This window comes from Micromonospora sp. LOL_015, assembly GCF_048060275.1.
In the GTDB taxonomy this organism is placed as follows: domain Bacteria; phylum Actinomycetota; class Actinomycetes; order Mycobacteriales; family Micromonosporaceae; genus Micromonospora_E.
Window position 1 is genome coordinate 44,273 of sequence record NZ_JBHMIO010000007.1, and the last position, 14,476, is coordinate 58,748.

The following is a 14,476-nucleotide window of genomic DNA, read 5'->3' on the forward strand; positions in this document are numbered from 1 at the left end:
TGATTATGTCGTGAACCACTTGCCAGAGAACACCTCCGGATTGCCGGATCGGACGCCGGTCCGAGCCGCAGTGGCCGCCGCGGCCGCCCGGCTGGCCGCCGCCGGTGTCGCCGCCGCCCGGGTCGACGCGGAGCTGATTGCCGCCTCGGTGCTGGACATTCCGCGTGGCCGGCTGGCATTGAGCGGCGACTTCGACCAGGCCGACATCGGCAGGTTTCACAGTCTGGTGACCCGCCGGGCGGCTGGAGAACCGGTGCAGCACCTCACTGGATCGGCACCGTTTCGTTATCTGGAGCTCGCGGTGGGGCCGGGGGTCTTCGTGCCCCGGCCGGAGACCGAACTGCTCGCCGGAGCGGGCGTTGACGCGCTGCGTGACCAGCCCGGCGAGGCGGTGGTCGTCGACCTGTGCAGCGGCAGTGGCGCGGTGGCACTGGCGGTCGCGCACGAGGCTCCGACGGCGCGGGTGGTCGCGGTTGAACGCTCGGCGGACAGCCTGCGCTGGCTGCGTCGCAACGCCCGGCGACAGGCCGCCGCCGGGGACCGGCCGATCGAGGTGCTGGCCGGCGACGTCCGGGATCCGGGCCTGCTCGGCGAGTTCGCCGGCCGGGTGGACGTGCTGCTGTGTAACCCGCCGTACGTACCGGACGGCACCCCGGTGGCGCCGGAGGTCGCCAGGCATGACCCGGCCGAGGCGGTCTTCGGCGGGCCGGACGGCCTGGCGGTCATCCGACCGGTGGTGCACCGCGCCGTGAACCTGCTGCGTCCCGGCGGGCTGTTCGGGGTCGAGCACGACGATGGTCACGCCGCCGCCGTCGTCGCGTTGGTCGTAGCCGACGGCCGTTTCGACGCCGTCACCAGCCATCACGATCTGGCCGGCCGGCCGCGCTTCGTGACCGCCCGCCGGGCGGGCTGACGGCAGCTGGAGGTGATCGGTGCGGATCAGCGGGCGGGCACGTGGCAGACTGGCACACCGTGATGCTCTATGACTGCCGGTCCGCCGCCGACCGTGACAAAGGCATCGCCGCGGCGATCGAGGCGGTCAAGAACGGCGAGCTGGTCGTGCTGCCGACCGACACCGTGTACGGCGTCGGCGCCGACGCCTTCACCTCGTACGCGGTCACCGCGTTGCTCAACGCCAAGGGGCGGGACCGGCAGATGCCGCCGCCGGTGCTGGTCGGTTCCCGGCACACCCTCGACGGGCTGGTGCTGATCCTGCCGCAGCCCGCCCGCGACCTGGCCGACGCCTTCTGGCCGGGGGCGCTCACCATGATCGTCGAGCACGCGCCCAGCCTGAACTGGGATCTGGGGGACACCGACGGCACTGTCGCGGTCCGGATGCCGCTGCATCCGGTGGCGCTGGAGGTGCTGCGGGAGACCGGCCCGATGGCGGTCTCGTCGGCGAACAAGACCGGCCGGCCGCCGGCGGTGACCGCTGCCGAGGCCCGGGACCAGCTCGGCTACTCGGTGCGCGCGTACCTGGAGGCCGGCCCGTGTCCCGACCCCGTGCCCAGCACCATCGTCGACCTCACCGGCGACGTGCCCCGGGTGGTCCGCGACGGCGCGATCCCGATCGAGAAGCTGCGTGACGTGGTCCCGGACATCATCGGTACGGAGTCCTAGTGCCGCCGTTCACCGTCCTTCATGTCTGCATGGGCAACATCTGCCGTTCGCCGATGGCCGAGCGGCTGCTGGTGCTGGCGCTCGAGCAGCGGCTGGACCGCCTCGGTCCGGCCGTCGCGCCGCCGGTCGAGGAGCTGTTGCACAGCCACAGCGCCGGCACCGGCGGTTGGCACGCCGGCGAGGAGATGAACCCACCGGCGGCCCGCCAGGTGCTAGCTCGGGGCGGGCAGGTTGACGGCTTCGCCGCTCGTAAGCTGCGGTCCGACCAGATCGACGCCGCCGATCTGGTCCTCACCGCCACCGCCGACCAGCTCGAGTACGTGCTCGCGTTGCGCCCGGATGCCGCCGAACGCACCTTCGTGCTCGGCGAGTTCGGCCGGTTGCTGCCGGCGGTGGACGCGGCCGGGCTGCCCGGTGCCCGGTCGGGTCCGGACGCGGCGGTCACCCCGGAGGCGATGCACGCCCGGGGCGCGGCACTGGTCGCCGCGGTCGCCGCGGTCCGGTCCGGCGCCGGTCCGCAGCCGGGGGACGATCTGGACGACCCGTGGGGGCGCGGCGACCACACCTTCGCCCGGGTGGCCGACGAGATCGAGGAGACGGTGGGAGCGCTCGGCGTGGCGCTGCTGCCCTGAGATCGGCGGGGCGGGCAGAGGATGCAGGCAGAGGTCGTCCGGTGATGCGCAGTCGGCTGCGGCACCTGCCGGTGCCGTCGATGGTGTCGGCGGTGCTGCTGGTGGTGCTCGCCGGGGTCGGCGGCTGGCTGGACGGAGTCCCGGGGGCGGTCGGCGCCGTCGTCGGTGTCGCGCTGGTGGCGGCCAGCTATGTGGCCTCCAGCCTGGCGCTGGCCTGGGCGGACTCGGTGCATCCGCGGATGGTGCTCAGTGTGGGCCTGCTCACCTACAGCTTGAAGTTCGCGCTGCTCGGGGTGGCGGTGTTCGCGGTGGCGGCGTCGGACTGGCCGGGGCAGCGGATGCTGGCGGTGGCGATCATCGTGGCCACAGTGGGATGGATCACGGCCCAGGTGTGGTGGACCTTCCGGGCCCGGATCCCGTACGTGGAGATCGACCCGCGTTGACCCTCCGGCAATCCCGGGTGTACGCCCGGCCGGTGGGCCGGCGGCGAGGATCACCAGTTTTCGCGAAGATTTGTCGGATTTGACCTACGCTGAGGTCGGGATCGCCGGTCATGTGGGGAGTGCATACCGACCAGGGCGGAAGAGGAGTAGCGTGTGCACCCATCTGACGTGCCACCGGGTCGCCCACACAACGAGGGTTGTGCGGGGGGTGACGCACAGCCTCCATCGTTGCCCTGATATGTTTCCGGCGTCATGGCCGGTGAACCACCTTCCGAACCCGCAGGTCCCTCGGGGGCCGACACCGGGTTTGCCGCGATCGGCTACCTGCTCGGCGGGATGGCCGTGTGGGGCGGTGCGGGGTGGCTCGTCGACCGTTGGCTGGACCTGCCCAACGTCGGGCTGCTGATCGGGCTGATCGGCGGGACGGCGGCCGGGGTCTACCTGACCGTTAAGAAGCTGGGCGCGTGAACCAGGCCCGACCAACGGAGGATGCGCGTTGATTGAGCAGCCGACCGTTCTCGCCGCGGAGTTCCCTCCCGGCGTGGATGCCTTCGACTTCCGCAGTCTGATCCCCGGGTTGGACGGCACCGCCTGGGCGGCCGCCTTCACCAAGATCACACTGCTGCTCTGGATCGCCGCCGCGCTGGTGATGATCTTCTTCCTGGTCACCTACCGCAGCCCGAAGCTGGTGCCGACCAAGGGCCAGTGGCTGGCCGAGTCGGTGTACGGCATGGTGCGCGACAACATCGCCCGGGACGTCATCGGCCGGGACGGGGTGCGGTTCGCGCCCTACCTGACGGTGCTGTTCTGCTTCATCCTGCTGAACAACCTCTGGGGCATCGTCCCGTTCGCCCAGATCTCGCCGATGTCGCACATCGCCTTCCCGATGGTGCTGGCGTTGGTCAGCTGGCTGCTCTACATCGGCCACGGCATCGCCAAGTGGGGTTTCGTCGGTTACGTCAAGCACGTCTGCTGGGTCTCCGGCGCGCCGCTGTGGGTGCAGCCGATCCTGGTGCCGATCGAGTTCGTCTCGAATCTGATCCTGCGGCCCGTCACGCTGTCGGTCCGACTTTTCGCCAACATGTTCGCTGGCCACATGATCCTGCTGGTCTTCACCCTCGGCGGCGTGGCGCTGTTCCAGGCCGACAGCCTGTTTATCAAGCCCATCGCGGTGCTGAGCTGGGGCATGGCGATCGTGATGACCTTCTTCGAGTTCGGCATCATGGTTCTCCAGGCGTACGTGTTCACCCTGCTCAGCGCGACCTATCTGCAGCACTCCCTGGCCGAGTCGCACTGATTCCGCCTCCCTCGACCGATACACGTCCACGGGTCAGCCGCGTGGACGACAACTGAAACATTCACCTAAACGTGCGCGTGACGGACACGCGTTCAACGCAGGAGGAAAACAACCATGGAGATCACCGGCAGCCTGAACGCCATCGGCTACGGCATCGCCGCCCTCGGCCCCGGTATCGGCGTCGGTCTGGTGTTCGCCGCCTACATCCAGGCGACCGCCCGCCAGCCGGAGAGCGCCGGCCTGACCCGGGTCTACATGTTCATGGGCTTCGCCGTGATCGAGGCACTCGCCCTGCTCGGTCTGGTGCTCGCGTTCGCGCTCAACTGACCCGGCCGGCATCCGGTGAGCCGACGGGCTCACCGCGTCTGACTCGGTGACCGGTTGCGTGAGCGCCGGTCCGGGCGAAGGGAAGTGTCCATGTACGAAGAAGTCACGTACATCGCCGCGGAAGAGGGCGGGAACATCCTGCTCCCGCCGCTGTCCGAGATCATCGTCGGCCTGATCGCCTTCGGTCTGCTCGTCGCCGTACTGCTGAAGTTCGTGTTCCCGCGGATGGAAGCGATGTACCAGGCGCGGGTCGAGGCGATCGAGGGCGGCATCAAGCGGGCCGAGGCCGCCCAGGCCGAGGCGAACCAGCTGCTGGAGCAGTACAAGGCCCAGCTGGCCGAGGCGCGTACCGACGCGGCCCGCATCCGTGACGACGCCCGGGCCGACGCCGAAGGGATCCGGCAGGACATCCTCGCCAAGGCGCGGGAGGAGTCCGACCGGATCATCGCGGCCGGCAAGGAGCAGCTCGCCGCCGAGCGGCAGACCATCATCCGGGAGCTGCGCGCCGAGGTCGGCACGCTCGCGGTCGACCTGGCCGGCCGGATCGTCGGGGACGCGCTCGCCGACGAGGCCCGCCGTAAGGGCACCGTCGAGCGGTTCATGGCCGACCTGGAGAACGCGGGGGCCCGCTGATGCAGTCCGCCACCAGCCGGGAGTCCTACGCAGCGGTGACCGAGCGACTGGTCGACTACGTCGCCGGTGCCGCCCCGACGGCGGTCGCGACCACGGCCGACGAGATCCTCTCGGTGGCCGACCTGCTGCGCCGTCAGCCCCGGCTGCGGCGGGCGCTGGCCGACCCGGCCCGGCCCGCCGACGACCGGACCGGGCTGCTGCGCGGCCTGTTCGGGGGGAAGATCGGCGCGGACAGCCTCGACCTGCTCGACGCGGTCGTCGCAGCCCGCTGGTCGGTGCCGTCGGAGCTGCTTGACGCCACCGAGCGACTCGGCGTCGACACGGCACTGGCCGGTGCCGAGTCGGCCGGCGAGCTGGCCGAGGTGGAGGACGAGCTGTTCCGGTTCGGCAAGATCATCGACGGCGACCCGCAGCTGGGTGCCGTGGTCGGTGACGTCGCCGTGCCGGCCGACCGGCGGGTCGAACTGGTCCGCACGCTGCTCACCGGAAAGGCGCTGCCGGCCACGGTGCGCCTCGCCGAGCAGGCGGTCCGGGGCTTCGGCGGGCGATCCGTCGGTGCCGGGCTGGGCCGGCTGGTCGAGCTGGCCGCTGCCCGGCGGGACCGTCAGGTCGCGCATGTCACGGTCGCCGCACCACTGACCCAGCCCGAGGAGCAGCGGCTGGGCGCCACGTTGGCCGAGATGTACGGTCGGGAGGTGTCCGTCAAGTTGACGGTCGACCCCGCCGTACTTGGCGGGATGAGCGTACGGATCGGTTCCGACCTGTACGACGGCACCGTTCGGCGCCGCCTCATCGACACTCGCAAGGCGCTCGCTGGGCGCTGATTCAGTCCATGCCGTTCCGGGTTCATCCGGGCCACTAGACATAGAGGAAGCAGAGGATGGCCGAGCTGACCATCTCGTCGGACGAGATCCGTGGTGCCCTAGAACGCTACGTCTCCTCCTACACGCCGGAGCTGTCTCGTGAAGAGGTCGGCACCGTGGCGGACGCCGGGGACGGCATCGCCCACGTCGAGGGCCTGCCCTCGGCGATGGCAAACGAACTGCTGGAATTCGAGGACGGCACGCTGGGCGTGGCGTTGAACCTCGACGTACGTGACATCGGTGTGGTCGTCCTGGGCGACTACGCCGGCATCGAGGAGGGTCAGCGCGTCAAGCGCACCGGCCGGGTGCTCTCCGTCCCGGTCGGCGACGCCTTCCTGGGCCGGGTGGTCAGCGCGCTCGGTGAGCCGATCGACGGCCTCGGTGACATCGCCAACGACGGCTTCCGCGAGCTGGAGCTGCAGGCGCCGAACGTGATGGCCCGCCAGTCGGTGTCCGAGCCGCTGCAGACCGGTATCAAGGCGATCGACGCGATGACCCCGATCGGTCGCGGCCAGCGGCAGCTGATCATCGGCGACCGCAAGACCGGTAAGACCACCGTCGCGCTGGACACGATCCTCAACCAGCGGGCCAACTGGGAGTCCGGCGACCCGGCCAAGCAGGTGCGCTGCATCTACGTGGCGATCGGGCAGAAGGCTTCCACCATCGCCTCGATCAAGGGCGTGCTGGAGGAGCACGGCGCGATGGAGTACACCACCATCGTCGCCTCGCCCGCCTCCGACCCGGCCGGCTTCAAGTACATCGCTCCGTACACCGGGTCGTCGATCGGCCAGCACTGGATGTACGCCGGCAAGCACGTGCTGATCGTCTTCGACGACCTGAGCAAGCAGGCCGAGGCGTACCGCGCGGTGTCGCTGCTGCTGCGCCGTCCGCCGGGTCGTGAGGCGTACCCGGGTGACGTCTTCTACCTGCACTCCCGGCTGCTGGAGCGGTGCGCGAAGCTCTCCGACGAGCTGGGCGGCGGCTCGCTGACCGGTCTGCCGATCATCGAGACCAAGGCCAACGACATCTCGGCCTTCATCCCGACCAACGTCATCTCGATCACCGACGGGCAGATCTTCCTGGAGACCGACCTGTTCAACCAGGGCCAGCGGCCGGCGATCAACGTCGGTACGTCGGTCTCCCGGGTCGGTGGCGCCGCGCAGGTCAAGCCGATGAGGAAGGTCGCCGGTCGGCTGCGGCTGGACCTGGCCCAGTACCGCGAGCTGGAGGCGTTCTCCGCGCTCGCCTCCGACCTGGACAAGGCGTCGCGCAACCAGCTGGAGCGCGGTGGCCGGCTGGTGGAGCTGCTCAAGCAGCCGAACTACTCGCCGTTCCCGGTGCAGGAGCAGGTCGTCGCGGTCTGGGCCGGCACCGAGGGCAAGCTCGACGACATCCCGGTCGGTGACGTCCGGCGATTTGAGATCGAGTTTCTGGAGTACCTGCGGCACTCGCACAAGGGCACGCTGGACTCGATCGCCGCGCTCAACTGGGACGACGAGATTATCGCGACGCTGTCCGACGCGGTCGAGAAGTTCAAGCAGATGTTCCTGTCCAAGGATCCGGCGCCGATGGTGAACGAGGCACCGGCCGAGGCCCTGGAGGGCGAGCAGGAACGCGAGAGCGTCACCCGGTACGTCGCCGACGCTGACGCCGAGAAGGAATAGGGCGGTTCCGGATGCCAGCGCAGGTTCGGGTACTCCGCCAGCGGATTCGCTCGGCGAAGTCGATGAAGAAGATCACCAAGGCGATGGAGCTCGTCGCGACGAGTCGGGTCGCCAAGGCCCAGGCGCGGGTGGCGGCCTCGCTGCCGTACGCCAACGCGATCACCGGTGTGCTCACCGCGCTGGCCTCCAACGCCTCGGTCGACCATCCGCTGCTGACCGCACGTCCGACGGTGCGCCGGGCCGGCGTGCTGGTGATCACCAGTGACCGGGGCCTGGCCGGCGGCTACAGCACCAACGCGATCAAGACAGCGGAGTCGCTCATCGCGCGGCTGAAGGCCGACGGCAAGGAACCGGTGCTGTACGTGATCGGCCGCAAGGGCGTCTCGTACTACCGGTTCCGTAACCGGCCGATCGAAGCGAGCTGGACCGGCTTCTCCGAGCAGCCCGGCTTCGCCGACGCCCGCGAGGTCGGCCAGACGCTGATCGCGGCGTTCCAGCGCGGCGCGGACGACACCGACGGCGGCGGGGCCGACCAGGTGCTCGGGGTGGACGAGTTGCACATCGTCTCCACCGAGTTCAAGTCGCTGATGACGCAGACCCCGGTGCCCCGGATCCTCGGCCCGATGGAGGTCAAGGACGAGCCGAGGGACGCAGCTGGGGTGCTGCCGGCGTACGAGTTCGAGCCGAACGCCGAGGCGCTGCTCGACGCGTTGCTGCCGAAGTACATCAACACCCGGATCTACGCGGCCCTGGTCGAATCGGCGGCGAGTGAATCGGCGGCCCGGCGGCGGGCGATGAAGAGCGCCACCGACAACGCCGAGGAAATGATCGAGAAGTACACGCGGCTAATGAACTCGGCGCGTCAGGCCGGGATCACTCAGGAGATCAGCGAGATCGTCGGCGGCGCCAACGCGCTCGCGGCGGCGGGAAGTGAAGTGTGATGACTGCCTCTGTAGAAACCCAGGCAACCGGAGCGACCGCATCGGCTACCGGCCGCGTGGTCCGGGTCATCGGCCCGGTCGTCGACGCCGAGTTCCCGCGCGACGCGATGCCCGACATCTTCAACGCCCTGCACGTGGACGTCGCGCTTGCCGGCGGCGAGCGGACCCTGACCCTCGAGGTGGCCCAGCACCTCGGCGACAACGTCATCCGGGCCATCTCGATGCAACCGACCGACGGCATGGTCCGGGGCGCGGAGGTCCGCGACACCGGTGCGCCGATCATGGTGCCGGTCGGTGACGGCGTCAAGGGCCGGGTGTTCAACACCATCGGTGAGTGCCTCAACCTGGCCGAGGGGGAGACGCTGCAGGTGACCGAGCGCCGGTCGATCCACCAGAAGGCGCCGGCGTTCGCCGACCTGGAGCCGAAGACCGAGATGCTGGAGACCGGCATCAAGGTGCTCGACCTGCTCGCCCCGTACGTCAAGGGCGGCAAGATCGGCCTGTTCGGCGGTGCCGGCGTGGGCAAGACGGTGCTCATCCAGGAGATGATCATCCGGGTCGCGAACAACTTCGGTGGTACGTCGGTCTTCGCCGGCGTCGGGGAGCGGACCCGTGAGGGTAACGACCTGATCCACGAGATGACCGAGTCCGGCGTCATCGACAAGACCGCGCTGGTCTACGGCCAGATGGACGAGCCGCCGGGTACCCGGTTGCGGGTCGCGCTCGCCGCGCTGACCATGGCCGAGTACTTCCGGGACGTGCAGAAGCAGGAAGTGCTGCTGTTCATCGACAACATCTTCCGGTTCACCCAGGCCGGTTCCGAGGTCTCCACGCTGCTCGGCCGGATGCCGTCCGCGGTGGGCTACCAGCCCACCCTGGCCGACGAGATGGGCGAGCTGCAGGAGCGGATCACCTCGGTCCGGGGCCAGGCGATCACCTCGATGCAGGCGATCTACGTGCCCGCCGACGACTACACCGACCCGGCGCCGGCCACCACCTTCGCCCACCTGGACGCCACGACCAACCTGGAGCGGTCCATCTCCGACAAGGGCATCTACCCGGCGGTGGACCCGCTGGCGTCCTCGTCGCGGATCCTCGCCCCGGAGTTCGTCGGCCAGGAGCACTACGCGGTGGCCTCCGAGGTGAAGCGGATCCTGCAGAAGTACAAGGACCTGCAGGACATCATCGCCATCCTCGGTATGGAGGAGCTCTCCGAGGAAGACAAGATCACCGTCTCCCGGGCCCGCCGGATCGAGCGGTTTCTGTCGCAGAACACCTACGCGGCCGAGGTCTTCACCGGCATCAAGGGTTCGTACGTGCCGGTGAAGGACACCATCGAAGCCTTCCGCAAGATCAGTGAAGGGGAGTACGACCACTTTCCTGAGCAGGCCTTCTTCATGTGCGGTGGGCTCGACGACCTGGAGCGCAACGCCCAGGAGCTCATGAAGGGCTGACGACGGCGCCAGCCGTCGGCCTGGAGGAAGGGCTGACCCGATCTGCGCCTGACGAGCGCCCCGCCATCGCGGCGGGGCGCTCGTCGCGTTTGCCGGCGACCGGCCGGGGTACCCGACCGGCTCTGCGGCGGACGGGGGTCGAGCATGACGCAGCCGGATCGGACCCGGGCACGCCCAGCGAGGCTGAGCCGTCCGGAACGGCTGGCGCTGCTCGCCGTACTCGTCGGTCTGCTTCTCGCCGGTGGGGCCGTGGTGGTGCTGAGCCGCACCGTCGCCGACCGGTACGCGGCGGCCGTACCCACCGCGAATTTGTTCGGCGACGTCGGCGTCGGTGCCGGTGTGGACACCGGCCCGGACGACCGGCTCACCGGCCCGGTCAACCTCCTGGTGGCCGGCATCGACCGGCCGACCGACCAGCCGGAGAAGGTGCCCCGGGCCGACACCGTGCTCCTGGTGCACGTGCCGAGTGGGTTGTCCCGGGCGTACCTGATCTCGTTGCCCCGGGACCTGCTGGTGGACGTCCCGGCGTTCGGCGTCAGCGGCCACCCGGGCGGCGTCGACCGGATCAACTCCGCGATGGCGTACGGCAGCAGGGTGCCCGGTGCCGAGCACCCGGACCCGGTGACCGGCTTCCAACTGCTCGCGGCGACGGTCTCGGCCCGCACCGGGATCGACCGGTTCGACGCCGGTGTGATCGTCAACTTCGCCGGCCTGGAACGCCTGGTCGACGCGGTCGGCGGGGTACGGATGACCATCGACGCCGATGTGCGCTCGGCGCACCGCCAACCGGACGGCCGGCCGCGGCCGGGCAATCCCGACGGCCCCGGGTACGTCGGTCCGCAGGCCGAGTACAAGCAGGGGGAGCAGCGGCTCAACGGCTGGCAGGCGCTGGACTACGTCCGGCAGCGGGAGAGCCTGCCGGACGGCGACTACGGCCGGCAGCGGCACCAACGGCAACTCGTCCGGGCGTTGGCCGAGCAGGTGATCACCCGGGATCTGATCACCGAGCCGGGCCGGCTGACCGCGGTGCTGGAGGCCGCTGGCGAGGCGGTGGTGGTCGGCACCCGGGGCCGGTCGCTGGTCGACTTCGCGTTGGCGCTGCGCCGACTGCGTGCCGACGACATCGTCATGCTGGGCCTGCCGGGCGTTGCCGTCACCGACCCGGGCGGCGGGTACCAGGGGGAGCGGTTCACCGACGACGCCGACGAATGCCTCGCCGCGTTGCGGGCCGGCACTCTCGACCAGTTCGTGTTGACCCGTCCTGAACTGGTCAATCGCGAAAAGTAACGGGTGGCCCGGCGGGCACCCGGCTGGGAGTCCGCGCATCGCCCCGATTAAACTCGGGTGGTCCTCGCCATCAAAGGAGTCCGCGTTGGCCAAGCAACTGCACGTCGAACTCGTCGCCGTCGAGGAGATGGTCTGGTCCGGTGAGGCAGAGATGGTGATCGCCCGCACCACCGAGGGTGAGCTCGGCGTACTGCCCGGCCACGCGCCGATGCTCGGCCAGCTCGCCGAGCCCGGCCAGGTACGGATCACGCTGCCGGGGCGGGAGCAGCTCGCCTACGACGTCGCCGGCGGGTTCCTCTCGGTGACCACCAACGGAGTGACGATTCTCGCGGAGGAAGCCACTCCGGCCGCCCCCGCCACCGCATCCGGACACTGAGCGGGCTGCGTCGATGTCGACCATCCAATGGTTCGGGATCGGCGTACTGATCCTGCTCGCCGCGATCCTGGTGCTGTTCGTCCGGCGGGCGCTGGTCGTCCGGGTGCGCGGCACCATCAAGTTGAGCTTCCGGGTCTCCACCATGGTCGACGGCCGTGGCTGGTCGTCCGGATTCGGCCGGTTCGCCGGTGATGAGCTGCGTTGGTACCGGATGTTCAGTTTCGCGCTGCGACCCAAACGTGTGCTGTCCCGGCACGGCCTGGCCGTGGAGAGCCGGCGCAGCCCGCGTGGGCAGGAGCGGCTCGCGTTGCCGCACGACTGGGTGATCCTGCGGTGCACCAGCCACCACGCGCCGGTCGAGATCGCCATGGCGGAGTCGACGGTCACCGGCTTCAGCTCCTGGCTCGAGGCCAGCCTGCCGGGCGGGAGCTCGCGCAGCCTCGCCGCCTGACATCCAAAGGAGTATCCGGCTCTACCCGTCGGCGACGAGTTCCACCTCGTAGCCGTACCGGTCGGCCAGGTACCCGGCGTAGGTGTCCGGCCCGCCCGCGTACGGATGCCGGTCGGCGAACAGCAGTGACCACCCGTGAGCCGGCGCCGCCGCGACCAACTCGTCCACCCGCTGTCTCGGCCCGGCGTGGAACGCGACGTGGTTCAGCCCCGGCGCGCACCGGTCGTGTCGCCGGTTGCTGAGCGTCGGGGACTCCTCCAACACCAGATACGTCGCGCCGTACCGCCAGGATCGGCCGGCCGGCCAGCGCTGGTACGGCTGCCAGCCAAGTTCACCCAGCAGCCAGGACCAGCCCGGTTCAGCCCCGGACAGATCGGGTATCCAGAGCTCTACGTGGTGCAGCCCGGCCATCTGCTGATCCGCGATCTTGTCGGAATCAGCGTCCGCCGCCCGGTTTCCACAGCACGTCGCCGTCCGGGTTTGCGGTTCTGGACAAGATGAACAGCAGATCCGAGAGACGATTGAGATACTTTGCCGGAAGAGCACTAGTTCGTTCCGGTTCGTGGGTTATCAGCGCCCATGCCGAACGCTCGGCCCGCCGGGCGACGGTACGGGCCACGTGCAGCAGCGCGGCACCGGGGGTACCGCCTGGCAGGACGAAGGAGTCAAGCTTGGCCAGCCGTGAGTTGTGCTCGTCGCACCACCCCTCCAGCCGGGTGACGTACGCCTCGGTTACCCGCAGCGGCGGGTACGCCGGCTCCGGCTCGACCGGGGTGGCCAGGTCGGCGCCGACATCGAACAGGTCGTTCTGGATCTGCCCGAGCATTCCGCGCAGCGTTTCGTCGAGATCGCCGAGGGCGACGGCGGCACCGAGCGCGGCATTGCACTCGTCGACGTCGGCGTACGCGCAGATGCGCAGGTCGGTCTTGGCGACCTGTTCGTTGTTGCTCAACCTGGTCGTGCCGGTGTCCCCGGCCTTGGTGTAGATGCGGGTGAGGTGGACGGCCATGAGCGACAGGGTACGGATTCTCAGCCGCGCCGGCAGCGCCACCGTCGAGCCAGCTCTGCTGCCGGCCGCGTCCGGAGACGTCATCCGGGTCGGCGGCGGTAGTCGGCTCGCCGGGACGGTGCCGGTAGAGGGCGCGAAGAACTCGGCGTTGAAACTGATGGCGGCGGCGTTGCTGGCACCGGGCCGGACGGTGATCGGCAACGTGCCGCGGATCACCGACATCGCCATCATGGCCGACGTGCTGCGCGGACTCGGCTGCGAAGTCACCATGAGCGGGTCCGACCCGCTGTCGGTTGCCGGACCGTCGTTGGTCGCCGGCTCGCGGTCGGCTGCCGGCTCGCCGCGCGCCGACACCGTGGTCATCGACGTGCCGCCGGCACCCAGCTGTCAGCCCGACGTCGATCTGGTCCGCCGGCTGCGGGCGTCGATCTGCGTACTCGGTCCGCTGCTGGCCCGGTGCGGACGCGTCACCGTCGCCCAACCGGGCGGCGACGCGATCGGCTCGCGCGGGCTCGACATGCACGTGGCCGGCCTGGCCCGGATGGGTGCCGAGATCTCCGCCGCCGACGGACTGGTCGTCGCCTCGGCCGCGCGGGGCCTGCACGGAGCGACGATCTGGCTGGACTTCCCGAGCGTCGGCGCCACCGAGAACCTGGTGATGGCGGCGGTGCTGGCCGACGGGATCACCGAGATCGACAACGCGGCCCGCGAGCCGGAGATCGTCGACATCTGCGCGATGCTCACCGAGATGGGCGCCCAGATTGACGGCGCCGGCACCGCCACCCTGCGGATCGAGGGCGTGCCGGAGCTGCGGCCGGTCCGCCACTGCACCATCGGCGACCGGATCGTCGCCGGCACCTGGGCGTTCGCCGCCGCGATGACCCGCGGCGACGTCACGGTACGCGGCGTCGACCCATCGTTCCTGGCTGTCGCCCTCGACAAGGTGGCGGCCTCCGGGGCCACCGTCGACACCACCGGCGACGGTTTCCGGGTACGGATGGAACGTCGGCCGAGGGCGGTGGACGTGGTCACCCTGCCGTTCCCTGGCTTCGCCACCGACCTGCTGCCGATGGCGATCGGCCTGGCCTCGGTCAGCGAGGGCGCGTCACTGGTCACCGAGAACATCTTCGACGGCCGGTTCCAGTTCGTCGACGAACTGCTGCGGCTGGGCGCGGACATCAGGACCGACGGCCATCACGCGGTGGTACGTGGCCGGGAACGGCTGGTCGGCGGCCGGGTCCGGGCGACCGACATCCGGGCCGGAGCCGGGCTGGTGATCGCCGGGCTCTGCGCCGAAGGGGTCACCGAGATCGCCGACGTGCACCACATCGACCGGGGCTACCCGAACTACGTGGCCGACCTGTGCTCGCTCGGCGTCCAGGTGCAGCGGCTGTCCGGGGCACCGGCCGGCTGACTGCTGGGTGTGCCGTACGGCCAGCGGCCGACCGCCCCTACCGGGTTAGCGATCGTTCAGGTGCG

At 70.0% G+C, this 14,476-nt stretch carries 18 protein-coding genes; 16 read left to right on the forward strand and 2 right to left on the reverse strand.

Going from position 1 to position 14,476, the window contains the following annotated elements:
• Window positions 1-10: 10 nt before the first annotated feature.
• From prmC to ACFHWU_RS09345, 15 genes are all read left to right on the forward strand, one after another.
• Window positions 11-913 carry a peptide chain release factor N(5)-glutamine methyltransferase gene (gene prmC / locus ACFHWU_RS09275; RefSeq protein WP_416556120.1) on the forward strand — a complete coding sequence of 301 codons (903 nt, stop codon included), beginning with the start codon at window positions 11-13 and terminating at the stop codon, window positions 911-913.
• Between the two features lie 62 nt (window positions 914-975).
• Window positions 976-1,620: an L-threonylcarbamoyladenylate synthase gene (locus ACFHWU_RS09280; RefSeq protein ID WP_123604990.1), complete on the forward strand. Its 645-nt coding sequence runs from the start codon at window positions 976-978 to the stop codon at window positions 1,618-1,620.
• Window positions 1,620-2,252, forward strand: coding sequence for a phosphotyrosine protein phosphatase (locus ACFHWU_RS09285; protein WP_416556121.1), 633 nt, complete (start codon window positions 1,620-1,622; stop codon window positions 2,250-2,252). The genes ACFHWU_RS09280 and ACFHWU_RS09285 overlap by 1 nt, the downstream gene beginning before the upstream one ends.
• 44 nt (window positions 2,253-2,296) lie before the next feature.
• Window positions 2,297-2,695, forward strand: a complete 399-nt coding sequence (locus ACFHWU_RS09290; RefSeq protein ID WP_282234780.1) for a hypothetical protein — start codon at window positions 2,297-2,299, stop codon at window positions 2,693-2,695.
• A gap of 252 nt (window positions 2,696-2,947) precedes the next feature.
• Window positions 2,948-3,163 carry a hypothetical protein gene (locus ACFHWU_RS09295; RefSeq protein WP_123603396.1) on the forward strand — a complete coding sequence of 72 codons (216 nt, stop codon included), beginning with the start codon at window positions 2,948-2,950 and terminating at the stop codon, window positions 3,161-3,163.
• 28 nt (window positions 3,164-3,191) lie between these two features.
• Window positions 3,192-3,992, forward strand: coding sequence for a F0F1 ATP synthase subunit A (gene atpB / locus ACFHWU_RS09300; protein WP_282232106.1), 801 nt, complete (start codon window positions 3,192-3,194; stop codon window positions 3,990-3,992).
• Window positions 3,993-4,106: 114 nt separating this feature from the next.
• The gene (gene atpE, locus ACFHWU_RS09305) at window positions 4,107-4,319 is read left to right on the forward strand and encodes an ATP synthase F0 subunit C (RefSeq protein ID WP_123603394.1); all 213 of its coding nucleotides are present in this window, start codon (window positions 4,107-4,109) and stop codon (window positions 4,317-4,319) included.
• A gap of 90 nt (window positions 4,320-4,409) precedes the next feature.
• Window positions 4,410-4,952 carry a F0F1 ATP synthase subunit B gene (locus ACFHWU_RS09310; RefSeq protein WP_278171188.1) on the forward strand — a complete coding sequence of 181 codons (543 nt, stop codon included), beginning with the start codon at window positions 4,410-4,412 and terminating at the stop codon, window positions 4,950-4,952.
• Window positions 4,952-5,776 carry a F0F1 ATP synthase subunit delta gene (locus ACFHWU_RS09315; RefSeq protein ID WP_416556122.1) on the forward strand — a complete coding sequence of 275 codons (825 nt, stop codon included), beginning with the start codon at window positions 4,952-4,954 and terminating at the stop codon, window positions 5,774-5,776. The genes ACFHWU_RS09310 and ACFHWU_RS09315 overlap by 1 nt, the downstream gene beginning before the upstream one ends.
• A 56-nt stretch (window positions 5,777-5,832) precedes the next feature.
• Window positions 5,833-7,479: a F0F1 ATP synthase subunit alpha gene (gene atpA / locus ACFHWU_RS09320; RefSeq protein WP_416590307.1), complete on the forward strand. Its 1,647-nt coding sequence runs from the start codon at window positions 5,833-5,835 to the stop codon at window positions 7,477-7,479.
• Between the two features lie 11 nt (window positions 7,480-7,490).
• Complete coding sequence (locus ACFHWU_RS09325; protein WP_416556124.1) at window positions 7,491-8,420, forward strand: F0F1 ATP synthase subunit gamma; 930 nt, start codon at window positions 7,491-7,493, stop codon at window positions 8,418-8,420.
• Window positions 8,420-9,874, forward strand: coding sequence for a F0F1 ATP synthase subunit beta (gene atpD, locus ACFHWU_RS09330; RefSeq protein WP_416556125.1), 1,455 nt, complete (start codon window positions 8,420-8,422; stop codon window positions 9,872-9,874). The genes ACFHWU_RS09325 and atpD overlap by 1 nt, the downstream gene beginning before the upstream one ends.
• A gap of 144 nt (window positions 9,875-10,018) precedes the next feature.
• Window positions 10,019-11,161 (forward strand): LCP family protein, encoded by a 1,143-nt coding sequence (locus ACFHWU_RS09335; protein ID WP_416590308.1) that lies wholly within the window; start codon window positions 10,019-10,021, stop codon window positions 11,159-11,161.
• 85 nt (window positions 11,162-11,246) lie between these two features.
• A complete protein-coding gene (locus ACFHWU_RS09340) occupies window positions 11,247-11,537 on the forward strand; it encodes a F0F1 ATP synthase subunit epsilon (RefSeq protein ID WP_123603387.1) in 291 nt (96 codons plus the stop codon).
• A gap of 13 nt (window positions 11,538-11,550) precedes the next feature.
• Complete coding sequence (locus ACFHWU_RS09345; RefSeq protein WP_278171179.1) at window positions 11,551-11,988, forward strand: DUF2550 domain-containing protein; 438 nt, start codon at window positions 11,551-11,553, stop codon at window positions 11,986-11,988.
• A gap of 21 nt (window positions 11,989-12,009) precedes the next feature.
• On the opposite strand, the gene ACFHWU_RS09350 is transcribed toward ACFHWU_RS09345, so the two are convergent.
• Both ACFHWU_RS09350 and ACFHWU_RS09355 read right to left on the reverse strand, forming a co-directional pair.
• Window positions 12,010-12,399 (reverse strand): VOC family protein, encoded by a 390-nt coding sequence (locus ACFHWU_RS09350; RefSeq protein ID WP_416590309.1) that lies wholly within the window; start codon window positions 12,397-12,399, stop codon window positions 12,010-12,012.
• Between the two features lie 25 nt (window positions 12,400-12,424).
• Complete coding sequence (locus tag ACFHWU_RS09355) at window positions 12,425-12,997, reverse strand: cob(I)yrinic acid a,c-diamide adenosyltransferase (RefSeq protein ID WP_416567794.1); 573 nt, start codon at window positions 12,995-12,997, stop codon at window positions 12,425-12,427.
• On the opposite strand from ACFHWU_RS09355, the gene murA reads away from it, so the two are divergent.
• Window positions 12,996-14,411: a UDP-N-acetylglucosamine 1-carboxyvinyltransferase gene (gene murA, locus ACFHWU_RS09360; RefSeq protein WP_416590310.1), complete on the forward strand. Its 1,416-nt coding sequence runs from the start codon at window positions 12,996-12,998 to the stop codon at window positions 14,409-14,411. The genes ACFHWU_RS09355 and murA overlap by 2 nt on opposite strands.
• Window positions 14,412-14,476: the final 65 nt, after the last annotated feature.

Coding starts and splice junctions, on each gene's coding strand:
- atpE (WP_123603394.1), top strand. CDS start 4,107: ATGGAGATCACCGGCAGCCTGAACGCCATCGGCTACGGCATCGCCGCC.
- ACFHWU_RS09350 (WP_416590309.1), bottom strand. CDS start 12,399: ATGGCCGGGCTGCACCACGTAGAGCTCTGGATACCCGATCTGTCCGGG.
- atpA (WP_416590307.1), top strand. CDS start 5,833: ATGGCCGAGCTGACCATCTCGTCGGACGAGATCCGTGGTGCCCTAGAA.
- ACFHWU_RS09310 (WP_278171188.1), top strand. CDS start 4,410: ATGTACGAAGAAGTCACGTACATCGCCGCGGAAGAGGGCGGGAACATC.
- ACFHWU_RS09355 (WP_416567794.1), bottom strand. CDS start 12,997: ATGGCCGTCCACCTCACCCGCATCTACACCAAGGCCGGGGACACCGGC.
- ACFHWU_RS09325 (WP_416556124.1), top strand. CDS start 7,491: ATGCCAGCGCAGGTTCGGGTACTCCGCCAGCGGATTCGCTCGGCGAAG.
- ACFHWU_RS09290 (WP_282234780.1), top strand. CDS start 2,297: ATGCGCAGTCGGCTGCGGCACCTGCCGGTGCCGTCGATGGTGTCGGCG.
- murA (WP_416590310.1), top strand. CDS start 12,996: ATGAGCGACAGGGTACGGATTCTCAGCCGCGCCGGCAGCGCCACCGTC.
- ACFHWU_RS09295 (WP_123603396.1), top strand. CDS start 2,948: ATGGCCGGTGAACCACCTTCCGAACCCGCAGGTCCCTCGGGGGCCGAC.
- ACFHWU_RS09315 (WP_416556122.1), top strand. CDS start 4,952: ATGCAGTCCGCCACCAGCCGGGAGTCCTACGCAGCGGTGACCGAGCGA.
- ACFHWU_RS09280 (WP_123604990.1), top strand. CDS start 976: ATGCTCTATGACTGCCGGTCCGCCGCCGACCGTGACAAAGGCATCGCC.
- ACFHWU_RS09345 (WP_278171179.1), top strand. CDS start 11,551: ATGTCGACCATCCAATGGTTCGGGATCGGCGTACTGATCCTGCTCGCC.
- atpD (WP_416556125.1), top strand. CDS start 8,420: ATGACTGCCTCTGTAGAAACCCAGGCAACCGGAGCGACCGCATCGGCT.
- ACFHWU_RS09335 (WP_416590308.1), top strand. CDS start 10,019: ATGACGCAGCCGGATCGGACCCGGGCACGCCCAGCGAGGCTGAGCCGT.